10 protein-coding genes are annotated in these 14,480 nt (G+C 61.9%); 6 read left to right on the top strand and 4 right to left on the bottom strand.

Going from position 1 to position 14,480, the window contains the following annotated elements; all coding sequences use genetic code 11:
- The first annotated feature begins 76 nt into the window (after positions 1-76).
- The 5 genes from tig (at position 77) to I4W07_RS01490 (ending at position 8,226) form a co-directional block, all read left to right on the top strand.
- Complete coding sequence (gene tig / locus I4W07_RS01510; protein ID WP_271739724.1) at positions 77-1,378, top strand: trigger factor; 1,302 nt, start codon at positions 77-79, stop codon at positions 1,376-1,378.
- 163 nt (positions 1,379-1,541) lie between these two features.
- Positions 1,542-2,162, top strand: coding sequence for an ATP-dependent Clp protease proteolytic subunit (locus I4W07_RS01505; RefSeq protein WP_196025383.1), 621 nt, complete (start codon positions 1,542-1,544; stop codon positions 2,160-2,162).
- Between the two features lies 1 nt (position 2,163).
- A complete protein-coding gene (clpX, locus tag I4W07_RS01500) occupies positions 2,164-3,570 on the top strand; it encodes an ATP-dependent Clp protease ATP-binding subunit ClpX (protein ID WP_196025382.1) in 1,407 nt (468 codons plus the stop codon).
- A gap of 338 nt (positions 3,571-3,908) precedes the next feature.
- A complete protein-coding gene (locus tag I4W07_RS01495; protein ID WP_196025381.1) occupies positions 3,909-6,605 on the top strand; it encodes a valine--tRNA ligase in 2,697 nt (898 codons plus the stop codon).
- A gap of 277 nt (positions 6,606-6,882) precedes the next feature.
- Positions 6,883-8,226: a bifunctional folylpolyglutamate synthase/dihydrofolate synthase gene (locus I4W07_RS01490; RefSeq protein WP_196025380.1), complete on the top strand. Its 1,344-nt coding sequence runs from the start codon at positions 6,883-6,885 to the stop codon at positions 8,224-8,226.
- Positions 8,227-8,577: 351 nt separating this feature from the next.
- On the opposite strand, the gene I4W07_RS01485 is transcribed toward I4W07_RS01490, so the two are convergent.
- The 4 genes from I4W07_RS01485 to I4W07_RS01470 all read right to left on the bottom strand — a co-directional run bounded on the left by I4W07_RS01485 (position 8,578) and on the right by I4W07_RS01470 (position 13,138).
- Positions 8,578-9,666, bottom strand: coding sequence for a M24 family metallopeptidase (locus tag I4W07_RS01485; RefSeq protein WP_196025379.1), 1,089 nt, complete (start codon positions 9,664-9,666; stop codon positions 8,578-8,580).
- A gap of 197 nt (positions 9,667-9,863) precedes the next feature.
- Positions 9,864-10,274 carry a DUF1667 domain-containing protein gene (locus tag I4W07_RS01480; protein WP_196025378.1) on the bottom strand — a complete coding sequence of 137 codons (411 nt, stop codon included), beginning with the start codon at positions 10,272-10,274 and terminating at the stop codon, positions 9,864-9,866.
- 4 nt (positions 10,275-10,278) lie between these two features.
- A complete protein-coding gene (locus tag I4W07_RS01475; RefSeq protein ID WP_196025377.1) occupies positions 10,279-11,679 on the bottom strand; it encodes an NAD(P)/FAD-dependent oxidoreductase in 1,401 nt (466 codons plus the stop codon).
- A 1-nt stretch (position 11,680) separates the two neighbouring features.
- Entirely contained in the window at positions 11,681-13,138 is a 1,458-nt protein-coding gene (locus tag I4W07_RS01470; RefSeq protein ID WP_196025376.1) for an NAD(P)/FAD-dependent oxidoreductase, read from the bottom strand.
- Positions 13,139-14,027: 889 nt separating this feature from the next.
- Between I4W07_RS01470 and I4W07_RS01465 the strand changes: the two genes are divergently transcribed.
- The gene (locus I4W07_RS01465; RefSeq protein ID WP_055251579.1) at positions 14,028-14,459 is read left to right on the top strand and encodes a double zinc ribbon domain-containing protein; all 432 of its coding nucleotides are present in this window, start codon (positions 14,028-14,030) and stop codon (positions 14,457-14,459) included.
- Positions 14,460-14,480 lie beyond the last annotated feature (21 nt).

The raw sequence follows: 14,480 nt of genomic DNA, 5'->3' as shown, positions 1-14,480 counted from the left end.
CGGCTCCCGCCGTCGCGACTCTTTGTTGCATAAAGGTACCAGCACCTCAGATAAGCTGGGCAGTATGAGGAGGAACGTGTTGAACATCACCGCTTCTGACGTCAAGGACGCCAAGCTCACCGCTACGGTCACCATCCCGGCCGCCGACGTCGACGCCGCGATCAAGAAGGCCTACAAGGACACCGCCAAGAAGTACCGATTCCCGGGCTTCCGCGCCGGTAAGGCTCCCCGTCCGGTCATCGACTCCGCTCTTGGCGCCGAGGCTACCCTCGCTCAGGCCACCAACGACCTGATCGCCGCCAACGAGCCCGCCGTCCTCAACGAGCTGGACATCGTCCCCACCAAGAACGGTGACTACAAGGAGCTCGACCTCGCCAAGGATCACGAGGACTACACCTACACCGTCGAGTTCTCCCTGCGTCCCGCCGCTGAGCTCTCCTCCTTCGACGCTGTCGAGATCGAGATGCCCCCTGCGGAGGTCACCGAGTCCGAGATCAACAACCAGGTCGAGATGCTCCTCAACTACCGTGCCACCTTCGAGGACGTCGAGGGTCGCGCCGTCGAGGCTGACGACTATGTGACCGTCGACCTCAAGGCCGTCGAGAACGCCGACAACTTCGCCGCCGAGGGCCGCATGCTCATCGCCGGTAGCGACAGCAACCCCAAGGAGTTCAACGAGGCCCTGATCGGTGCCAACGTTGACGACGTCAAGTCCGTCACCTGGACCGACGAGGCCGAGGAGGGCGAGGAGGCCGAGACCCACACCGTCGAGGTCACCGTCAAGGGCATCAAGGTCCGCAACACCCCCGAGCTCACCGATGAGCTCGTCAAGTCCGACTTTGGCTTCGACAGCATCGAGGCCATGCGCGATGCCATCAAGATCGAGATCGAGCAGGACAAGGCTTCCCGCCTCCCGGCCGAGAAGGAGAACCGTTGCGTCTCCGCTCTCGCCGAGCGCCTGCAGCTCGACGAGATGGATGCCGACTACGAGCAGTCCGTCTTTGAGGAGCTCGGCCAGAACTTCCTGTCTAACCTCGCTGCTCGCGGCATGACCCTGGACACCTGGCTGCCCGCTTCCGGCCTGACCATGGAGCAGTTCATCGGCGACCTGCACAAGCAGGCCAACGACGTTGCCCGTGAGTCCCTGGCTCTGGACGCCCTTGCCCGTGAGCTCAAGATCGAGGTCACCGAGGACGACATCAACGCCGAGTTCGAGAAGGCCGGCGTCAAGGACGTCGAGGCTTCCAAGGCCGAGTTCATCGCCGATGGCCGCATGCCTGCCGTCCGCGAGTCCATCCGTCGCTCCAAGGCCGTCGACCACCTGGTCGAGAACGCCAAGGTGACCGAGGTCGACGAGACCGCCAAGGACGCCGAGTAATTCTCGCCACCTTGCCCGCGAGCGCATGCGTGCGCCCGTGATGGGGTAAAGTTATACACCGGTTATCCGGTTGCTTCGTACGGTGCCAGCCAATGCATAGCATGCGGGCACCGTACGTTTATCTAGAACCAATTTGGTCCGCAAGAGAGAAATGGAGATGCGTATGATCGCCAAGTTCGATTCCGCCCTCGTGCCATACGTTATCGAGCAGACGCCGCGCGGCGAGCGCAGCTACGATATCTATTCGCGCCTGCTCAACGACCGCATCATCTTCTTGGGCGAGGAGATCAACTCCGTCAGCGCCAACCTGGTCGTTGCCCAGCTGCTGCATCTTGAGAGCCAGGATGCCGAGAAGGATATCTCGCTCTACATCAATTCGCCCGGTGGCGAGGTCTACTCCGGCCTGGCGATTCTGGACACCATGAACTTCATCAAGCCGCAGGTCTCGACCATTTGCGTCGGTATGGCCGCGTCTATGGCCGCTGTGCTGCTTTCGGCCGGCGCCAAGGGCAAACGCTTCTGCCTGCCGCACTCCAAGGTCATGATTCACCAGCCCAGCGGCGGTGCCCAGGGCCAGCAGACCGAGATCGAGATTGTGGCCGAGGAGATTAAGAAGACCCGCTGCGAGCTCAACCAGATCCTGTCCGATGCCTCGGGCCAGCCCATCGAGAAGGTCCAGGCCGATACCGAGCGCGACAACTACCTGACCGCTGCCGAGGCCCTCGACTACGGCCTGATTGACCGTATCGTCACCTCGCGCGACCTCGCCGCGAAGGACGCCTAGGATGGCAGGAAACATGCAGGACAACTTTGACGAGAACGGCAACCCTATCCGCTGCTCCTTCTGCGGAAAAGAGCAGGGCCAGGTCCGTCGCCTCGTAAAGGGCCCGACCAACATCTTTATCTGTGACGAGTGCGTCGCCGCTTGCTCCGAGATTCTGGAGGAGTCGCTGGCTTCGGACTTTATGGACGCTGCCCGCAACGGCAAGCTGCCAGGCTTCCTCAACGACCATGGTCAGGCTGCATCCCAGCCCGCCGTGGACCCCGAGACCGAGGGTTTTGAGCTCGAGGACGACCGCCAGGTCATCACGCACGTGCCGACGCCGCACGAGATCTATGACGAGCTCTCGGCCTATGTAATGGGCCAGGAGGACGCCAAGCGCGCCATGTCGGTGGCCGTGTACAACCACTATCGTCGCGTGATCGAGGGCGGCGCCGCGGTGTCTGCCTTTGACGACGGTATGGGCTCGCAGTTCGACGACGATATGGACGAGGTAGAGCTCGCCAAGTCCAACATTTTGCTGCTCGGTCCCACCGGTACCGGTAAGACCCTGCTCGCCCAGACGCTCGCGCGCATCCTCGAGGTACCGTTTGCCATCGCCGACGCTACCGCGCTTACCGAGGCCGGCTACGTGGGCGAGGACGTGGAGAACATCCTGCTTAAGCTTATCAACGCCGCCGATGGCGATATCGAGCGCGCGCAGGTTGGCATTATCTACGTGGACGAGATCGACAAGATCGCCCGCAAGGCCGAGAACCTCTCCATTACCCGCGATGTTTCGGGCGAGGGCGTTCAGCAGGCGCTGCTTAAGATTCTTGAGGGCACGGTGGCAAGCGTTCCGCCCACCGGCGGTCGCAAGCATCCCCAGCAGGAGCTGCTGCAGATCGACACGACCAACATCCTGTTCATCTGCGGCGGTGCCTTTGTGGGTCTGGACAAGATCATCGCCGACCGCGTGGGCAACAAGGGCGTGGGCTTTAACTCCGAGATCGCTGGCCCCACCTCGGTCGACGAGAACGACCTGCTGCGCCAGGTGCTCCCGCAGGACCTCAACGCCTTTGGCATGATTCCCGAGTTTGTGGGACGTACGCCCGTGGTCACCCAGACGCAGGCGCTCGACGAGGACGACCTGGTGTCGATCCTGACCGAGCCCAAGAACGCCGTGGTGCGCCAGTACCGCAAGATGTTCCAGCTCGAGGACGTTGAGCTTGAGTTTGAGGATGCCGCCCTGCACGAGATCGCCCGCATGGCGCTTGCCCGCAAGACCGGCGCCCGCGGCCTGCGCTCCATCTGCGAGGACGTGCTGCAGCAGACGATGTTCGACCTCCCCAGCGAGGAGGGCGTTTCCAAGGTCGTCGTGACCGAAGCCTCCGTAAAGGGCGAAGAACAACCCCAGCGCATCTACGGTTAAATAGCTTGAATCCAGGCCCCGCGGCAACCACCGCGGGGCCTGCCATTTAGGGACAGGTTTATTTTGGTCGGTTTTATATGGGCAACTGTCGTTTCCCCTGATAAAACCTACCAAAATAAACCTGTCCCTTTTCGGCAGGTATGCCTGTGCTATTCTGTGAGATTGTCAAGTTAGTACCTTCAGACTGAAGTAATCGATACCTAAGGCGTGTCCGCCTGCTTGGTTTTCGTAGATTCCGCACGAGCCGAAGAGCACTAAATGTGCTCTTCGTGCGAGCCCAGGACCTGACCGAGCGAAAACCAAGCAGGCGGACACGCCGACGGGCAAGGGAGAGATATATGGAAGAAATGCCCAAGAACTACGATCCGTCGACCAACGAGCCGGCGATCCTGCAGAAGTGGCTCGACGGCGGCTACTACAAGCGCCGCGAGGGCGTGGGCGACTGCACCGTAACCATTCCGCCTCCCAACGTGACCGGCAAGCTCCACATGGGTCACGCCACCGACGACTCCATCCAGGACGCCATCATCCGTATGGCCCGCATGCGCGGCAAGTCCACGCGCTGGGTGCTCGGCACCGACCACGCCGGTATCGCCACGCAGACCAAGGTCGACAAGAAGCTTAAAGAGGAGGGCATCAGCCGCCTGGAGATCGGTCGCGACAAGTTTGTAGACGCCTGCTGGGATTGGACCCACGAGTACGGCGGCATCATCGTCGAGCAGATCAAGCGTATGGGCTGCTCCGTCGACTTTGATAACGAGCGCTTCACCATGGACGAGGACTACGCCCAGGCCGTGCGCAAGGTGTTCTGCGACTGGTACCACGATGGTCTGATCTACCGCGGCAAGCGCATCGTCAACTGGTGCCCTAACTGCACCACTGCTATCTCGGACGACGAGGCCGAGTACAAGGACGAGAAGGGCCACCTGTGGCACCTGCGCTACCCGCTGACCGAGCCGGTCAACGGCCAGGATTACATCGTCGTCGCCACTACGCGCCCCGAGACCATGCTCGGCGACACGGGCGTCGCCGTCTCCCCGAAGGACCCCGAGAAGGCTGCCTTTGTGGGCAAGACCGTCAAGCTCCCCATCGTCGACCGTGAGATCCCCATCTTTGAGGATTGGCATGTCGACGCCAACTTTGGTTCCGGTTTTGTCAAGGTCACCCCGGCCCACGACCCCAACGATTACGCCATGGGTCAGGCTCACGACCTGCCGCAGATCAACATCTTTGACGAGCACGCGGTGGTTGTCGAGGGCTACGGCGAGTTCACCGGCATGAACCGCGACGAGTGCCGCGAGGCCGTCATCAAGTGGTTTGAGGAGCACGACCTGCTCGATCATGTCGACGAGCTCGATCACTCCGTCATGCACTGCTACCGTTGCGACTCCGCGCTGGAGCCGTGGCTGTCCGAGCAGTGGTTCGTGGCCGTCGACAAGCTCAAGGGACCGGCGCTCGACGCCGTCAACTCCGGCAAGGTCACCTTCCATCCCGCGCGCTGGACGCAGACCTACACCACTTGGATGGAGAACCTCAAGGACTGGTGCATCAGCCGCCAGCTGTGGTGGGGCCACCGCATCCCCGTGTTCTACTGCGAGGACTGCGGCTGGGAGGACGCCCTTACCGAGGACACCGACGTGTGCCCCAAGTGCGGCGGTCATCACGTGCATCAGGACGAGAACGTGCTGGACACCTGGTTCAGCTCGCAGCTGTGGACCTTTGCCACGCAGGGCTGGCCGCAAAAGCCGGAGCTGCTCGAGGGCCATCACCCCACGACGGCGCTCGTCACCGCGCGCGACATCATTGCACTGTGGGTCGCCCGCATGGTCATGAGCTCGCTGTACTTCCTGGACGAGGTGCCGTTTAAGGACGTCGTCATCTACCCGACGATTCTTGCCAAGGACGGCAGCCGCATGTCCAAGTCCAAGGGCAACGGCGTTGACCCCATGGACCTCATCGGCATGTACGGCGCCGACGCCATGCGTTACAACCTGCTGACGCTGTGCACCAACAACCAGGACGTCAAGTTCGACGCGAACATCGACAAGAAGACCAAGAAGCTCATCGACAGCCCGCGTACCGAGCAGGCCAAGTCGTTTGTGACCAAGATCTGGAACGCCAGCCGCTTCCTGCTTATGAACATGGAGGGCTACACGCCCGGCGAGCCCGTCGTGGAGACGCCGGCCGACGCCTGGATGTTCAGCCGTCTGGCCAAGGCCGTCAAGATGGTCACCGAGGGTATCGAGAAGTACACCTTTGGCGATATGGCTCGCGGCGTGCAGCAGTTCTTCTGGAACGAGGTCTGCGACTGGTACGTCGAGGTCACCAAGGCCCGCCTGAAGGGCGAGGGCCGTCTGCAGGCTCAGCGCAACCTGATCTTTGTTCTTGATACCTCCATTCGCCTGATGCACCCGCTCATGCCGTTTGTGACCGAGGAGATCTGGGACAACATGCCGGCGAGCGTGCTCGACCTGGATGCGGAGGGCAACGTCGACCGCCCCGAGGCACTCATGATCGCCAAGTGGCCGGAGCCTGCCGACTACGTCAAGTATGTCGACGAGGACGCCGAGCGCGCGTTTGAGCTGTGCCGCACCGTCGTTTCCGCCGCCCGCGCCACGCGTTCGCGTTACCGCTTGAGCCCCAAGGCCGAGCTCGACGTGGTCGTGCGCGCCGGTGCCGAGGACATCGAGAAGCTCGAGAGCCTGCGCTCGACCATTGAACCGCTGGCGAACACCGCCTCGCTGGTCATGGGTACCGACGTCGAGAAGCCGGCTGCGAGCATTGCCGTGGTCGACGGCGGCGTCGAGGTCTTTGTGGTGCTCGAGGGCAAGGTTGATCTTTCGGCCGAGAAGGCGCGTCTGGAGAAGGAGATCGCCGCGGCCCAGAAGGAGCTCGCCGGCTGCGAGAAGACGCTCGCCAACGAGGGCTTTGTGGCTAAGGCCGCGCCCGCGGTGGTCCAGAAGAAGAGGGACCGTGCAGCTGAGCTCAAAGAGATCCTGGCTGCACTGACTGCTCAGGTTGCTGACTTCTCGTAAGCGTTACTGGGGGACGCGGTTTGGGGCATTGCTCGCTACTGCGGACAGTCCTGCTCGCACGAAGGCCACATTAAGTGGCCTTCGGCTCGTGCGGAACTTGTATCGAGCAAAGCCCCAAACCGCTCCCATGGCGGTTACGGGGGCGTCCGCTGCCTGCCGGTTAGGGCCACTTGGTTGTGGCCTTGAGCTCGCTGCAAGCGGTGTTTGGCTGATATTTTGAATGGGAGGGGCTCGTTGTTGCTTACGGGCCTCTTTTTATGTTGAGGGGACTTTGGTTATGGCGAAGCGTTCTGGGTTGTATTCGGTGCCGTTTGAGGTTCCGGAGCTTTCTTTTGATGAGGCTGTTGCACTTGCGGCCGATACGGGCAAGATTGCGCGTTATTCCACGCCGCTGCTCGAGACCGTCGTCGAGATGCTCGATGAGCTTGGTCGTCCTGACGAGTTCTATGATTGCGTCCAGATAGCCGGTACCAATGGAAAGACCTCGACAACGCGATTCTCGGCTGCCATTCTTCGTGGCGAGGGCCTTAAGACGGCACTCTTTACGTCGCCTCATCTGGTGCGCTATCCCGAGCGTATGGAGATTGACGGAAAGGTCGTCTCAGACGAGGTCTTTGCCCATGGTGTCTCTGCGGCGTATGAGGCGGGCCGTCGTCTCAATGCGCGTCGTGAGGCGGCGGGCGAGGAGCTCCGTGCTATTACGCCTTTCGATCTTTTGTCCGTGGCCGGTTTGACTATGTTTGCCGAGGCTTGCGTGGACGTTGCCGTGCTTGAGGTTGGCATGGGCGGACGCTGGGATGCTACGAGTGCGACCGATCCCGTCGCCGTCGCCATTACGGGCATTGGACTCGACCATACGAAGGTCCTTGGCGACACGCTTGAGGCTATTGCGGGGGAGAAGGCTGCGGTTATTAAGCCTGGGCGTTTGGTTGTTTTGGGTGAGGGTACCCATGAGGCGAGCGTTCAGCGCGTGATGGATGCCCGTTGCCGCGAATGCGGTGTGGTGCCGCTCGTGGTGAACCATGCCACAACAAAGGTTCCGGCACACGTTGGTGATACGGTGGAGTTTAGCTGCACCACGCCGCGTGCGATCTATACGTCGAGGATGGTTAAGCCGGCGTATCAGCCGCAGAATGCCGCGTGCGCGATTATGCTGTGCGAGGGCTATCTGGGCCGCGAGCTCGACCACGACAAGCTCGATGCATCGCTTATGGGCTGCCCCACGCCGGGTCGCTTTGATGTGCTGGGAACCGATCCGCTCAAGCTGATCGACGCCTGCCATAACCCCCAGAGCTGCGAGAACTTTGTGGGCGCGCTGGATGAGATCGATCCGTTCGTAGAAAATCGGCCCACGCTGCTGTGCGCCGCACTGGCAGACAAGGACGTGGCGGGCATCGTCGACGTGCTGATCCCGGCCTTCCCGCGCGTGGTTGTGACGCAGACCGATTCCGACCGCGCTCTGCCGGCGGAGGAGCTCGCTGCCCTGGTGGACGCCGATAAGCTCGCTGGCGTGTATCCCAGCGTATCCGAGGCCCTCGCAGCCCTCGATGCCGCGGGTGAGCCCTTCGTAGCCGCCGGCACCATCACCCTAGCCGGCGAAGTAGCGGGGCTGCTCCGTTAACCCATCCCCTCATCAGTTGCGGTGAAATACGGACTGTTTTACAAGCCAGAAGCCTCAAACAGTCCGTATATCACCGCAACTCAAAAGCAGCCAATTTGGGACGGGGCTTTTTTAGCTGTCTTGTGCCCCGAGTTGACTCGCTTGCCTCGAAATGGGCCTATCTACTACGTTTTGGCGACTACCCTCGACCAGACGGAAAATCGCAAAATTAAAACCGCAGGTAGACGGCTTGCTGTTTTTCAAAAAAGACCCGCATGGTCGACCCATGCGGGTTAAACGTAGTAGATAGCCCGTTTTTGTGGCGCGACGTAATCGCAATGTGACAAAGGGGCTGTCCCTTTGTCACATTGGCTAGTCTAGGCGGAGCGGATCGTGGGGGTAGGCGTTGAGAATCTCGACGCCGGACTCGGTGACCAGGGCCAGGTCCTCGATGCGGACGCCGGTGCGGCCGGGGAGGTAGATGCCCGGCTCGATGGAGAACGTCATGCCCGGCTCTACGACCTGCTCGTTGGCGAGTGAAACGTCGCCCGGCTCGTGGTCCTGCAAGCCGATCGAGTGTCCCAGGCGATGCGTAAAGTACTGCCCATAGCCCGCATCCTCAATCACGTCGCGTGCGGCGCGGTCCAGGTCACACATGCGCACGCCCGGTGCGATGAGCGCCTCGGCGGCCTCGTTGGCGCGGCGCACGATGTCGTAGATGCGCGCCGTCTCCTCGTCTGGCTCGCCCCAAGAGAACGTGCGCGTCATGTCCGAGCAATAGTTGCAGTGACGTCCGCCAATGTCGAACAGCACCACGTCGCCGCGCTTGAGTACCGTATCGTCGGGTTCGTGATGCGGGTCGCCGGCGTTGGCACCAAAGCTCACGATGGGCGGAAAGCTAAAGCCCTCGCAGCCGTGCTTGCGATACAAGCCGAGCATCTGGTCGGCGATCTCGCGCTCCGTCACACCCTCGTGGACGAGCTTGATGGCGTCGGCCATCACGGCGTCGTTAGCGGCCGAGGACATGCGCATGAGCTCCTGCTCGGCGGCATCCTTGTGGGTGCGCGCGGCGGTGACGGCAAAGTCGCCCAGGAAAAACTCGCTTGCGGCGTGGCGCTCCATGAGCGGCATCAAAAAGCCGGAGCGCATGACGGTATCGATGCCGAGTGGTTTGGTCGGATCGACCTCGCGAGCGATGGCGTCGGCCACGACGTCGGTATCGGTGTGGTAGGCAACGCGCGCATTGTCATACTCGGGCAGCTGATGCAGCGCGTTGACCAGGATCACGGGCTCGCTACCGCGTGCGAGCAGCACGCCGCAAAAACGCTCGAACATATCGGCATAAAAACCGGTCAGGTAATAAATCGACCACGGGTCGTTTACGAGCAGCTGCGAGCCGGGGTGCTGAGCCTCGAGCGCATCGAGCACGCGCGCCACACGCTGGTCATCGACATGTGCCATACATCGTCCTTTCGCTAGGGTGCCACCATGGTATCCCAAGCCTGGCACATAGGGACACTCCTTTGCATCCCATGCGGCCCTCATAAGCTGCGGTGAAATACGGACTGTTTAGCAGCCTGAAGCCATAAAACAGTCCGTATTTCACCGCAACTGAGGAGGGCGGGGTGGATGGCGGGGTAGCTAAAAGAGCCCCGTCCCTAATTAGCTACTTGGGCTCGGTCGATGTCCATGCTGGCGATTAGGTTGATGTTGGTGTTGAGGAGGTCGGGGAGGACGACGTCGCCCATGCGGATGGGGGCTTTGACCACTAGGCCACGGAGGAGGGCCATGGCTTGGGCGTGGAGGGCCAGCGGGATGGCTTCGGCCGTGCGCACGGGCAACAGAGCCTCGTCGCCGCCGGATACGGCCACGGTGGTGGTGAGCACGCGCATGGGGCAGGTGAGCTCCTGATGCGCGAACTTATCGCCGCGCGGGCAGCTGTTGCCGGCCACGGAGCGCACCTCTACCACGGCACCGTCTGCGTCGCGCTCCACCTCAACGGTCAGGAGGCATTCGGAGGGGCACGTGGTGCAGTTGAACTGCAGCGTTTCGATCGCGTTTGTGCTCATGGCTCTACGCCTCCTCGACGGGATCGACGGAAAGGGCAATCTCGCTGAAACCCAGGTCGAGTGCGCGCTGAATCACCTTTGCCGGCAGTGGGAAGCTTTCCATTAGGCTCGGTTTAAACGGGCGGACCTTGCCTGCGAACAATTCCTCGTCGCCTGCCAAAATGCGCACACGGGCGGCATCGACCGGTCGGCGCACACGGAAGTTGAGTTTGGTAAGTGCCACAGCCGTAATGCGTCCCGGCAATGCGTAGCCCGCAATGCCGGCAGGGGAGACTGTGAGCTGGCAGCCCGGGTCCGCAGTGCCCGCATCGGCCCCAGCACTACAGCCCAGCGCGTATGCCGCCGCAGCCGCGCCGGCACGCTCGGACTCGGTCGTCACGTTGTCGGCCAGGTCGTGTACGTGTAGCACGTTTCCGCAGGCAAAGATGCCCGGCACGCCCGTTTGCAGGCTCTGGTCCACCACGGCGCCGCGCGTGCGCGGGTCAAGTTCAACGCCCGCGCCCACCGAAAGCTCGTTCTCGGGAATCAGACCCACCGAAAGCAGCAACGTGTCGCACGGAACAACGCGCTCGTTCCCCGGAATGGGTGCCAGGTGCTCGTCGACCCGACTCACCTCAACGGCCTCCACGCGATCGTGTCCGATCACGCGCGTCACGGTTGTGGACAGGTGCAGCGGAATGCCAAAGTCGTCCAGGCAGTTCTTGACGTTGCGGCGCAGGCCGTTGGCGTACGGCATGAGCTCGTACACGCCCTCGACCGAAATTCCCTCGAGCGTACAGCGGCGCGCCATGATCAGCCCGATGTCGCCCGAGCCCAAAATGACGGCGCGCGAGCCGGGCTTGAGGTTTTCGATATTGATGTATCGCTGCGCCAGGCCCGCCGTAAACACGCCGGCGGGACGGCTGCCGGGGATCTTGATCTCGCTGCGCGTGCGCTCGCGGCATCCCATAGCAAGGACGACCGCACGCCCGGTGAGCTGAAGCATGCCGGTACGGCTCATGAGCGTGACGGTATGGACTGCGGCATCTCCTGTACCTTCGTCCGTGTCCGGGTCGCCCACACACGCGCCCTCGCTCGAATCAATCCCAAGCACCATGCTGCCCAGGGACAGTGCAATATCGGACGCGCGCACCTGGTCAATAAAGCGCTGCGCGTACTCGGGACCGGTGAGCTCCTGTTTAAAGTGCGAAAGGCCAAAACCGGGGTGGATGCACTGGCGGAGGATTCCTCCTAGATGCTGCTCGCGCTCCACGATGGCCACGTGGGCGCCGACCTTATGCGCGGCAAGCGCGGCCGCCATGCCGGCAGGTCCGCCGCCGATAACAACAACGTCGAACGCCTGCGTCTGCACCGCCTCGGTAGCTCCGGCATCCGCGCGTCCGTTGAGCGAATCAAACGTCGCCATCCTAGCGCACCCCCTTCAGCGGTCCCTCTACCAGCCAGGATCCGGCATCCTCCAACAACACCTCGCTAGGGTCGCAGCCCAGCTCGCGCGCCAGGATCGCCACCACGCGGCTCTGGCAAAAGCCACTCTGACACCGACCCATGCCGGCACGACAGCGGCGCTTGACGCCTTCGACCGAAACCGCACCCGGGCGGCGTCGGATCGCGGCCACGATCTCGGCCTCGGGCACCGTCTCGCAGCGGCAGACAATCTGCCCCCACGCGGGGTCGGACTCAATGAGCTCTTCCTTGCGCACAAGCGGGGCGCGGTCAAAGTCATCCGGCGCGCGGCGTATCGGGTCCCAATCGTCCCGTTCGCGCAGGACCACGCCGGCATCGCGCAGTACCTGCTCCATGCGCTCGGCAATGGCCGGCGCGCTCGCCACGCCCGGCGACTGAATGCACGCCGCCTGGAACAGGCCCGGCACCACGACTGACTGCCCAATAAAGAAGTCGTTTGTTCCCTTAATGACCGGGCGTCCGCCGGCAAACGCGCGCACCACGCGGCGCGTGTCCAGGTCGGGCACCAGCTTGCGCGCGCCGGTCAGCAGTGCGTCGACATCGGTCGCGTAGGTCTGAGTATCGCCCGGCTCGCGTACAGCGGCGGTCGCGGTGATTACGGTGTTGCCGTGCACGGTGCCCGTGACGATAACGCCCTTGGAAACCGGCGTGGGAACAGGGTAGAGCGGCATGAGCGCACGCGGCTCCTTGTCCAGCACCACAATATTGCCCTGGCGCCAGACCATCTGGAACTCCTCGGCGCCGGCCATGTGCGAGATGTCCGCGGCTCCGTTGCCCGCGGCATTTATCAAGTAACGGCAGCGCACGTCTCCGGCGGGCGTTGCCAGCGTAAAGCGTGCAGCCCCGTCATCCGAGTCGGCAACCTCAATGGCCTCCACCGGTGCGGAGCGCATAAACGTCACGCCGTTGGCAACCGCGTTCTCCAGCGCGGCGATGGCCACTTCAAACGGGTCGACGTAACCGGTCGAAGGGCACCACAACGCGCATGTTGCGTCGGCGCTGGCACGCGGTTCCAGCTCGCGGATACGCTTGGGGCCAATGATCGCCAGCTCGGGCACGCCGTTGGCAAGGCCATTCTGGCGCAGCTTCTCCAGGTGTGCGCGGTCTTCGTCGTTGAAACCCAGCACCATCGACCCGGTGCGGCGGAACAAAAATCCAAGCTCCTGGGCCCACGTGCTATATAGCTCGCAACCGCGGGCGTTGACCTGCGCCTTTACCGTGCCCGGAGCCGGATCGTAACCTGCGTGCACCAGGCCGCCGTTGGCCTTCGAGGCGCCCAGCGCGATGTCGTTGGCCGCCTCGACCACACAAATGGACAGGTCAAACCGCGCAAGCTGCCGCGCGATGGCGCACCCGGTGATGCCCGCGCCCACAATTGCGATATCAAACGTTTCCGTCACAGTGCCTCCCAGACGAGTTGACAGGCTGTCAATAGGACTATCCTACGGTCTGCACACCCCCCCGGTGCAGCGGCAATGCGGCGAACAGCCCTGCTGTATCCGCCAACGGCAGGCGAGGGGAGACACGGGACCATCGGTGACATCGTCTGTCGCCCCTGGTGTCAGAGGTTTGTCTCGTTCTGTAACAGTAAGCAGAAGAACTGGGTTCTAGATGTTACAGATCGAGATGTTTGCCAGACGGCCCCTCCGTTTGTCTTGATTTGTAACAGTAAGAGGGGGAAATCGGGCCTACGTGTTACAGATTGAGATTCAAAGCCAGGGAGAGATCTTCTGTCTCGATCTGTAACATCTAGGGATCGTTTTGGGGTCTAGATGTTACAGATTTAGATGAACCTATCAGTTGGTTTCGAATGTCTAAATCTGTAACGGTTAGACCTGTTTTTGCCGAGTTATTGTTACAGATTGAGATATTGAGATTGGACGTTTTCCTATGTCTTGATCTGTAACAGATAGAAGGGTTTTTGACCCCTAGTTGTTACAGATTGAGATATTTAACGGAGGGCTCACCGTTCATCTTGATCTGTAACAGTAAGAGGGGTTTTGGGGCCCAAGATGTTACAGATTGAGATTTAAGTCGGGGAGGGGCCCCTGTGTCTCGATCTGTAACAGCAAGATAGGAAATTTGGTCCAAGCTGTTACAGATCGAGACGTTTGCTCGGCGGCCCTCCCGTTCGTCTCGATCCGTAACACCTGGCCCCTTATTTGCCGAGTATCTGTTACAGATTGAGATGTTTGTGTCCGCGCCAGCCCCGCCCCTAGCCGTGGTCCCATATAAACAAACCCCGTGGTAAACTTGACCGGACTGTTATTATTCCGAAAGGTACCCGTAATGTCCAAGTACATCTCCGAGCTCATGTCGCCGCAGCTTATGGGCGTCGTCTATGCCTTCGTTGGCTTTATCATCGCCTTGTATGTGCTGTCGGTCGTCTATGTGTTCATCGACGCTCGCCGCCGCGGCGCCAGCGCCTACGTGGCATGGGGCATCATCGCCCTCATCCCGTTTGTGGGCCTCATCGCCTACCTGGTCCTGCGCCCGCATTCCTACGCGTCCGACCGCGAGGAGCAGGAGCTGGACATGGCCCTGCGCGAGCGCCAGCTTGCCCAGTACGGCACCTGCCCGCAGTGCGGCGCGCCCATCGAGAAGGACTTCGTCGTCTGCCCGGTGTGCGATACGCAGGTTCGCAACGTCTGCCCCAGCTGCCATCGCCCGCTCGATGCGCACTGGAAGGTCTGCCCCTACTGCCGAACTCGCATCCAGTAACGCATCCATCGCCGGGCCGGC

The organism is Collinsella aerofaciens (genome assembly GCF_015670745.1).
GTDB lineage: Bacteria > Actinomycetota > Coriobacteriia > Coriobacteriales > Coriobacteriaceae > Collinsella > Collinsella aerofaciens_T.
The sequence above is the reverse complement of the archived record's forward strand: the minus strand, read 5'-3'. Positions and strand labels throughout refer to the sequence as shown.

Excerpts from the sequence above, each read along its gene's own strand:
- I4W07_RS01490 (WP_196025380.1), top strand. The coding sequence starts at position 6,883 with ATGGCGAAGCGTTCTGGGTTGTATTCGGTGCCGTTTGAGGTTCCGGAG.
- I4W07_RS01480 (WP_196025378.1), bottom strand. The coding sequence starts at position 10,274 with ATGAGCACAAACGCGATCGAAACGCTGCAGTTCAACTGCACCACGTGC.
- I4W07_RS01475 (WP_196025377.1), bottom strand. The coding sequence starts at position 11,679 with ATGGCGACGTTTGATTCGCTCAACGGACGCGCGGATGCCGGAGCTACC.
- I4W07_RS01495 (WP_196025381.1), top strand. The coding sequence starts at position 3,909 with ATGGAAGAAATGCCCAAGAACTACGATCCGTCGACCAACGAGCCGGCG.
- I4W07_RS01485 (WP_196025379.1), bottom strand. The coding sequence starts at position 9,666 with ATGGCACATGTCGATGACCAGCGTGTGGCGCGCGTGCTCGATGCGCTC.
- I4W07_RS01505 (WP_196025383.1), top strand. The coding sequence starts at position 1,542 with ATGATCGCCAAGTTCGATTCCGCCCTCGTGCCATACGTTATCGAGCAG.
- I4W07_RS01465 (WP_055251579.1), top strand. The coding sequence starts at position 14,028 with ATGTCCAAGTACATCTCCGAGCTCATGTCGCCGCAGCTTATGGGCGTC.
- clpX (WP_196025382.1), top strand. The coding sequence starts at position 2,164 with ATGGCAGGAAACATGCAGGACAACTTTGACGAGAACGGCAACCCTATC.